This is a genomic window from Streptomyces sp. NPDC054841 (genome assembly GCF_053611045.1).
Genome location: NZ_JBSGZO010000443.1, coordinates 1 through 7023 on the forward strand (window position 1 = coordinate 1; position 7023 = coordinate 7023).

Consider the following 7023-nt stretch of genomic DNA (forward strand, 5'->3'; position numbering starts at 1 on the left):
GCATCAAGGTGACCCTGCAGGACAGCAGGGGCAGCACCTGCAGCAACAACGACGCCTCGGTGGGAAGCGGCAAGTTCGCGCGGCCCCTCGCCGCCTACGCCTACCGCACCGTCGACAAGGACAGCTCGACCTGCCAGGAGGCCGGGGCGTACAACGTCCTGGTCGAGCGGACCAGCGCGGCGACCTCCACGCCTGAGGACTGGGAGCTGGAGATCCGTCATGAGACGGAGCCCGCCCTGAAGGAGCAGGGGCCGACGGCCGCGCCCAGCGAGTGGCCTTCCGCCTCTCCCGGGCTTCCCGCGGGAGGTCCGAAGGAGTCCACGGGCGGTACGAGCTTCAACGACGCCGCCGAGATCTCCGAAGGCGAGTGGACCAGCCGGATGGAGGCGGGCCGCACGTACTTCTACCGGGTGCCCGTCGGGTGGGGGCAGCAGGTCTTCGCCACGGCCGGCATCGGAAGCGCGCAGGGTGAGGGCTTCGTCGTCGAGGCGGTGGCCATGCAGCTCTACAACCCGGTGCGGGGCTTCGTCGCCGACGGCACAACGTCGTTCAACGGCACGCAGAACCAGGCCGCGCTGGCTCCGTTGCCCAAGGTGGCGTACGAGAACCGCTACGACAGCGCTGACAAGGTCAACGGCATGCGGGTCGCGGGCACGTACTACCTTGCGGTCAGCCTCAACCCCGAGCTCAGCAAGGGGTTCGGCAAGGAGCCGTTCGGTGTGACGCTGCGGCTCAATGTCGAGGGCGAGGCGCAGGCCGCGCCGCCGTACGACGGGCCGCTCGGCGACTTCGGCGTCTCCGAGGGCGAGAAGGCGGAGAAGAGCGACACGATGAAGCTCGTCGGCGCGGCCGGTGTCGGCGCGGGGACGGTGCTGGTGCTCGGGCTGGGGGCGTGGACGCTGATGGCGCGGCGCCGTGCGGCGCAGACGCCCGCGGCCGGGTCCTCGGACACTTCGGCGAACGGGAACGCGCAGACGCAGTACGGACCGCCCGCCGCCGGGTGACCAGGACGGTCAGGCCTGGGTGAACGCCCAGATGCCGACCGCGAAACAGACCAGCGCCACGAGCAGCACCGGGATCGCCACTTTCGGGGGCGGTCCCGGCCGCTTTTGCAGGGCGGACACGGGCGCAGGGGACACCGTGTGCGCCTGAGCGGGAACCTGATGGCCCTGAGCGGTGTACTGACGAGTGAGAGCTTGTTCGTACGGAACCGCGGACGTCGGGGCCTGGGAGAAGTCCTGCGCTGCGGAGTGATGGGGGGAGGCCGCATGCGCGGGGACGGGCGCGGTGGGCTGTGCAGGGGGAGCGAACGGCCGGCCCGGCTGCGGCGGTGTGGTCTGCTGCGGCGGCGGGGTGAGATGGAAGGAGCCGGTCTCGGAGACGGCGGGCATGGACGCCGGCTGACCGTGGCCGGGCTGCGGGCCCGTGTGCTGTCCGGCCTGACTGCCCGTCTGCAGGCCGGTCTGCTGTCCGTGCCGGGGGTCGTGCTGCTGTCCGTGCTGCTGTCCGTGCTGGGTGTACTGCCCCGGCTGCACGGGCGGTGCGTCGGAGGTCTGGGGGCGCTGGGCTTCACCGGCAGTGGTGGCGGCGGTGGCGGCGGCGGCGGTCGCGGCGGGCGTGACCGGACCGGGTGCCGCGGGTCCCTCGGGGCCGAATCCGCCGGGAAGCGGCCCGATCTGGTCGAAGACCTCGACCGGTTCGTCGTCGAAGCCGGGCTCGGGCAGCATCTCGACGGCCGCGGTGAGAGCCTTGCGCGCACCCGTGGCCGTGCGGAACCGGGCCTGCGGGTCGGGCTGGAGCAGGCCCGCGAGGACCTGCCACAGCGGCTCGGGAACGCCCTGCGGGGCGCCCGGGGTGCCGTGCGCCGCGAAATACTCGATCAGGGCCCGGGAATCGGGCTTCTGGCCCTGGATCAGATAGAGCGCCACCAGCCCGACCGCGAAGAGGTCGGCCGGGAAGTCCGGTTCCGCGCCCATCATCTGCTCGGGCGCGAAGTAACCGGGCGTCCCCACGACGTAGTTGGTCTCGGTCAGGCGCGGCTCTCCCTTGCGCATGGAGATGCCGAAGTCGGACAGCCGCAGATGCGGCCGTCCGGTTCCGGTGGCCTCCAGCAGGATGTTGGCCGGCTTGATGTCGCGGTGCACGACCCCCTCGGCGTGCACCGCGGCGAGACCGGACAGCAACTGGTCGAGCAGAGTGCAGACGAAGCGCGGCGGCAGCGGGCCGTAGTCGCCGATGACGTGCGCCAGCGACCCGCCGCTCACCAGATCCATGGTGAACAGGACCTTGTCGTCGTCCGCGGCCCAGCTGGCCGGGGCGAGGACATGCGGGTGGTCGATGCGCAGTGCCTGCTCGCGGACGAAGCGCAGCAAGGTGTGCGCGTCGCTCTGCTGCAGGACCTTGGCGGCCACATAGCGCCGCCGCCGGTGGTCCCAGGCACGCCAGACCGCGCCGACCCCACCGCGACCGATCGGGTCGATCAGCTCGTACCGACCAGCGAAGACCTCACCCATTGCGCTGCGCCCGCTCCCAGTTCCCTGTTCCGGCGTCCTGCTTCGTTCAGCTCTGGTGCGACTCGTAGTGGGCGACCGCCTCCGCGGTGCGTCCGGCGCCGTACACCCGGAGGAACTCTGCCAGTTCCGGGTGGCTCGGGGCGAGGGAGTCCGCCGCATCGATGATGTCGCCGGCCGCCGAGACAGACCGCAGCAGCGACTGGATCTCGCGGACGACCCGGCGTACCGTCGGCGCGCCCGAGCTGGTCGCGGTCTGGCCGGTGCCGGTGAGCACCGAGCCGCCCTGCGACTTCTTGATCTCGTCCATGCGGTCCGTGGCCTCGGCGGCGCTGACACTGCCGTCGGCGACCTGCCCGGCCAGCTCCTGCAGGGCCTGGACGCGCTGGACGACGGCCGGGTTTCCGATCTTGGCGCGCTGGCCGCTCATCAGCTGGGAGAGCATCGGAGCCGACAGCCCCAGCACCGCCGCGAGCCGCGCCTGGTTCAGGCCCAGATCGTCGATGAGCCGACGGAAGAGCGCCCCCAGCGGCTCCCCGTACCAGCTGCGCTGGAGCTCTCTGGCTCTTGCGCTGGCGTCCTGCTGTGCTGCATCCATGTGCGTCTCCCCATCGCTTCCCCTGGCGTGGCTTCGCTGCTGCGAACCCAGACGAGCATCCTACGGAGAGTGGTCGGATACCGGGAGTCCCAATCCTTTTGCGAGATCGGGGGGGTGACCCGGTACTCTGGTCTGCGTTCCGGGGCCTTAGCTCAGTTGGTAGAGCGCTGTCTTTGCATGGCAGATGTCAGGGGTTCGACTCCCCTAGGCTCCACAAGATCAGACCCCTCTGACCTGCGGAAACGCGGTTGGAGGGGTTTTTTGTGCCGGTTTCCGTGCTGACCAGCGGCGCCAGATGCCCGATTTGTCGGCCTGGGGGACCTCTTGCTCCTCTTGCTCCTCCGGGGTCAGTCGCCCGAGCGGCGCCCGGGGCCGAGCACGGTCTCGATGCCGTGGCGGCGCTCGCCGAGGACCCGCTCGCAGTTGGCGGCCTCCGAGGCCGGGCTGAATGCCTCTTGGGTGTGCTCTGACGCGCGGCGGGCCACCGCCGCCGCGGTGTCGGCGGCCACGAGGTCGGCGTTGATCGCCGCCGCCGCCGTTACTCCGGAGGCTGCGGCCACCGCGACGCCGGCCAGGAGGTCGGTGACATTGCCCGCCACCCACACCCCTGCGACACCGGTGAACCCGCTCGCGTCCGACTCCACGTAACTGCCCACGCCCATGGGGTGTTCGACGCTCGTCGGGCCGAGACCCGAGAGCAGCTCGCCGCGCGCTTCGAAACGTGGCGCCACGGCCAGGGCCCGCACAGGCACGCACGTACCCGCAGCCAGCCGTACACCGGACAGCCGGTCGTCGTCGATGTCGAGACCGACCACCTCGCCGTCGACCACGGCGATACCGCGGGCGGCCAGTTGTTCCCACTGTTCGTCGGTCAGGTCGCCCGCGGTGTGCCGGAACAGGGTCACATCCGGCGACCACTGGCGGAACAGCAGCGCCTGGTGCACCGCCCCCGGACCGGTCGCCAGCACGCCGATCGGCGCGTCGCGCACCTCCCAGCCGTGGCAGTAGGGGCAGTGCAGGACGTCACGGCCCCACCGCTCACGCACGCCGGGAACGTCGGGAAGCTCATCGACCAGGCCCGTGGTCACCAGCAGACGCCGCGCGCCGTAGCTCCGGCCGCCCGCGGTGTCCACGACCAAGCGTTCGCCGGCCCGACGGGCGCTGGTGGCCAGGTCCGACACGATCTGCCCGCCGTAACCGGTGACCTCCTCCCGGCCGGCCCGCAACAGCTCGCCCGGCGCGAGGCCGTCGCGGGAGAGGAACCCGTGAACCCCGGAGGCGGGGGCGTTGCGCGGCTCCCCGGAGTCGATCACCAGCACCGAGCGCCGGGCCCGGGCCAGATTCAGCGCAGCCGACAGGCCGGCCGCGCCGCCCCCGACCACCACGACGTCCACATCGGCGATGTCTCGCTCGTTCATCTCAGTCATACCGACACCCTGCGACCGACACGTGAAAGGCGGCAACGTTCTTTGCCGGTTCAGCAAGGAGTGGTGCCGCACGGCATGCGGGCGTCCGCGGATGCGCTGCACGCGTTCGTCTCCGGGAGCGTCGAGGAGCGTCGAGGAGTGTCGGGGGGCACCTCATCGGCGGAATCACCCGCGTCGTCATCACCGGCACCGCGGAAGCGGAGTGTCCGGCGGCGCTGAGTGTCCTCGTGTATGCCCGCATCGCCGCAGGTGGCGGCGTTGACGACGGTCGGTGGTGGCTACGCCACCACCATGTGTCCGGCCGGCGGCTCCCTCGGGGCTTCTCTACAGCCCCTTTGGGGCCGCGCGCATGTGCACCTACGCCACACGGGTGGTGTTCATCCGAAGAACTGCCGACCCGTGGCGCAGGTCCCACGAATTCCAAGATGCGTACACATCATGAGGAAGGTATGTAAAACGCCCAATCCGAAAGTGAGAGGTCATGGCCGCCGTCAAGGTCACCACGTTGTGGACCGCCTTCATTTCCCTGCTCGTCACCCTGCTCGCCTCCCTGGGATTCGCGACCTCCGCCAAGGCGGCTCAGCAGTCGTCGGCTCAGCACCCGGAAGGACCTGCCGGGCAGGAGCCCACCGCTCAGGAGCGCTCGGCCCATGGGCCCACAGCTCAGGAGCGCTCAGCTCCAGGACGCACAGCGCACGGGCGTGGGCAGACAGCGGACGTGGGGTACGGCCCGTGGCAGGGGATGTTCCGTTCGAAAGGTCCGCGTGACCGGTCCCTGCCGCCGACGATCAAGCAGCGCATCGGCGCGGAAGCGCACGGCGCCTCACCGGCGGTACGGCACATGCCCGCCCAGAACGACTCCGGACTGGCGGCAGCGCTGGCGTCGCCGGCTTCGTGGGCCGCTCAGGACTCCTCGCCCGTCACCGACGACGCGCGCGTCGCGGCATGAGGCGCCGGGAAGCTCTCGGCTCGCCCGGCGCCCAATGCGACGCTCAGCGACGCTCAGCGACGCTCAGCGACGGTCCTCGCGGTCCGAACCGGCCTCCGCCTGCTTCGCCTGAACCTCCGGGTCCAGCACCGACTCACCATTCCCGTCGCTCCCGTCGACCGACGACAGTGAGCGGTCCGAGACCTCGGTGGGAGCGGGAGGCTCGACCAGCCAGTCCGGGTTGGCCTGCTTGTCCCACCACTTCCACGCGGCGAACAGCCCCACGGCCACGACACCGAGAATGGCCACGCCCTTCGCGGCACGACCGCACCTGGCCCGCCGCTCCTTCTTCTTCGCAAGCTTCTTGATGTCCTTCGCCGAAACCTGACCGCGCAGCGCGGCCAGGGCAGCAGCGGATCGGGCCACGGCCTCCTGCCCCACGGGCTGAGCGACCGCCACCGCCTGCTCGATGCGCGGCGTTGTGTAGTCCGCTGCCTGACGTGCGGCGTTCCGGGTCATGACGGCGGCCCGGTGAGCCGCGTCGTCCACCTTCGGCGGCACATGCGGTGCGACATAGACCTTGTACTGGGTACGAGCCTGATGGCGCGCCTGATGCGCGGCCCGCGTCACCTTGGGCGCGATGCGCACGCGAGCCTCGTGCGCGTAGAGAGCGGCTTGGTCCTTGGCCGTGCCGGCGTAGGGCGCCACCACTTCCGCGGCGTGCAGCACGCTGTCCTTCGCCGTACCGGTCGCGGCGCGCACGCTGTCCATGCGGGTCACGGGATCCTCCTCCTCGGTGGCGTTCGCGGGGGTCTGGGGGGTTCTCGACCCAGGTAAGGCACCGTGCGCCTTTCCGCCCTATCGGAAATCATGCCCGCTGAGCCCGGGCTCGGCATGCGGGACGGGCATCCGGGTCATTTTCTTCGTCGACGGCTCTTCCGTGCGAGGATCGGTAGACGTCAGAGAAGACTTACGGAAGGCAGATCGTGGCCGAGCAGCTTTACGCCACCCTGAAGACCAACCACGGCGACATCGACATCCGGCTCCTGCCGAACCACGCGCCGAAGACGGTCAAGAACTTTGTGGAGCTCGCGAAGGGCGAGCGCGAGTGGACGCACCCGGCGACCGGCAAGAAGTCCACCGACAAGCTGTACGACGGCACGGTCTTCCACCGGGTGATCAGCGGCTTCATGATCCAGGGCGGCGACCCGCTGGGCAACGGCACGGGCGGCCCGGGATACGAGTTCGCGGACGAGTTCCACCCGGACCTGGCCTTCGACAAGCCGTACCTGCTGGCCATGGCCAACGCCGGCCCGGGCACCAACGGCTCGCAGTTCTTCATCACCGTGGCCCCCACCGCCTGGCTGACCCGCAAGCACACCATCTTCGGTGAGGTCGCCGACGAGGCCAGCAAGAAGGTCGTGGACGCCATCGCGACCGCGCAGACCAACCCGCGCACCGACCGCCCGCTGAACGACGTGGTGATCGAGTCCGTCGTGGTCGAGACCCGCGAGGCCTGAGACCCGTACGGGAACCATTCCGCCCCGCTCGTCCGTATGA

Annotated in this window: 7 protein-coding genes and 1 tRNA gene; 4 read left to right on the forward strand and 4 right to left on the reverse strand. The window is 70.4% G+C overall.

Annotation, left to right across the window (positions count from 1 at the left end; genetic code table 11):
- Window positions 1–1004: hypothetical protein (locus tag ACWGI8_RS35995; protein ID WP_453667541.1), on the forward strand; the 1004-nt coding region annotated here is incomplete at its 5' end.
- A gap of 9 nt (window positions 1005–1013) precedes the next feature.
- Here the strand turns inward: ACWGI8_RS35995 and ACWGI8_RS36000 are convergent.
- Together ACWGI8_RS36000 and ACWGI8_RS36005 are read right to left on the reverse strand one after the other, a co-directional pair.
- Complete coding sequence (locus ACWGI8_RS36000; RefSeq protein WP_453667543.1) at window positions 1014–2513, reverse strand: protein kinase domain-containing protein; 1500 nt, start codon at window positions 2511–2513, stop codon at window positions 1014–1016.
- Window positions 2514–2559: 46 nt separating this feature from the next.
- Entirely contained in the window at window positions 2560–3108 is a 549-nt protein-coding gene (locus tag ACWGI8_RS36005; RefSeq protein ID WP_453667545.1) for a helix-turn-helix domain-containing protein, read from the reverse strand.
- A 141-nt stretch (window positions 3109–3249) separates the two neighbouring features.
- Here ACWGI8_RS36005 and ACWGI8_RS36010 point away from each other — a divergent pair.
- Window positions 3250–3322: transfer RNA gene (locus tag ACWGI8_RS36010), tRNA-Ala, on the forward strand.
- Window positions 3323–3455: 133 nt separating this feature from the next.
- Here ACWGI8_RS36010 and ACWGI8_RS36015 read toward each other — a convergent pair.
- Window positions 3456–4535: an NAD(P)/FAD-dependent oxidoreductase gene (locus ACWGI8_RS36015; protein ID WP_453667547.1), complete on the reverse strand. Its 1080-nt coding sequence runs from the start codon at window positions 4533–4535 to the stop codon at window positions 3456–3458.
- A gap of 481 nt (window positions 4536–5016) precedes the next feature.
- Between ACWGI8_RS36015 and ACWGI8_RS36020 the strand changes: the two genes are divergently transcribed.
- Window positions 5017–5484, forward strand: coding sequence for a DUF6344 domain-containing protein (locus tag ACWGI8_RS36020; RefSeq protein ID WP_453667548.1), 468 nt, complete (start codon window positions 5017–5019; stop codon window positions 5482–5484).
- Window positions 5485–5547: 63 nt separating this feature from the next.
- Here ACWGI8_RS36020 and ACWGI8_RS36025 read toward each other — a convergent pair whose 3' ends face one another.
- Window positions 5548–6243, reverse strand: coding sequence for a DUF5324 family protein (locus ACWGI8_RS36025; RefSeq protein ID WP_453667549.1), 696 nt, complete (start codon window positions 6241–6243; stop codon window positions 5548–5550).
- Between the two features lie 206 nt (window positions 6244–6449).
- Between ACWGI8_RS36025 and ACWGI8_RS36030 the strand changes: the two genes are divergently transcribed.
- Entirely contained in the window at window positions 6450–6983 is a 534-nt protein-coding gene (locus ACWGI8_RS36030; RefSeq protein ID WP_453667550.1) for a peptidylprolyl isomerase, read from the forward strand.
- Window positions 6984–7023: the final 40 nt, after the last annotated feature.

What these genes read in the sequence shown, in the direction of transcription:
- ACWGI8_RS36000 (WP_453667543.1), bottom strand. Translation starts at nt 2,513, where the DNA reads ATGGGTGAGGTCTTCGCTGGTCGGTACGAGCTGATCGACCCGATCGGT.
- ACWGI8_RS36005 (WP_453667545.1), bottom strand. Translation starts at nt 3,108, where the DNA reads ATGGATGCAGCACAGCAGGACGCCAGCGCAAGAGCCAGAGAGCTCCAG.
- ACWGI8_RS36015 (WP_453667547.1), bottom strand. Translation starts at nt 4,535, where the DNA reads ATGACTGAGATGAACGAGCGAGACATCGCCGATGTGGACGTCGTGGTG.
- ACWGI8_RS36020 (WP_453667548.1), top strand. Translation starts at nt 5,017, where the DNA reads ATGGCCGCCGTCAAGGTCACCACGTTGTGGACCGCCTTCATTTCCCTG.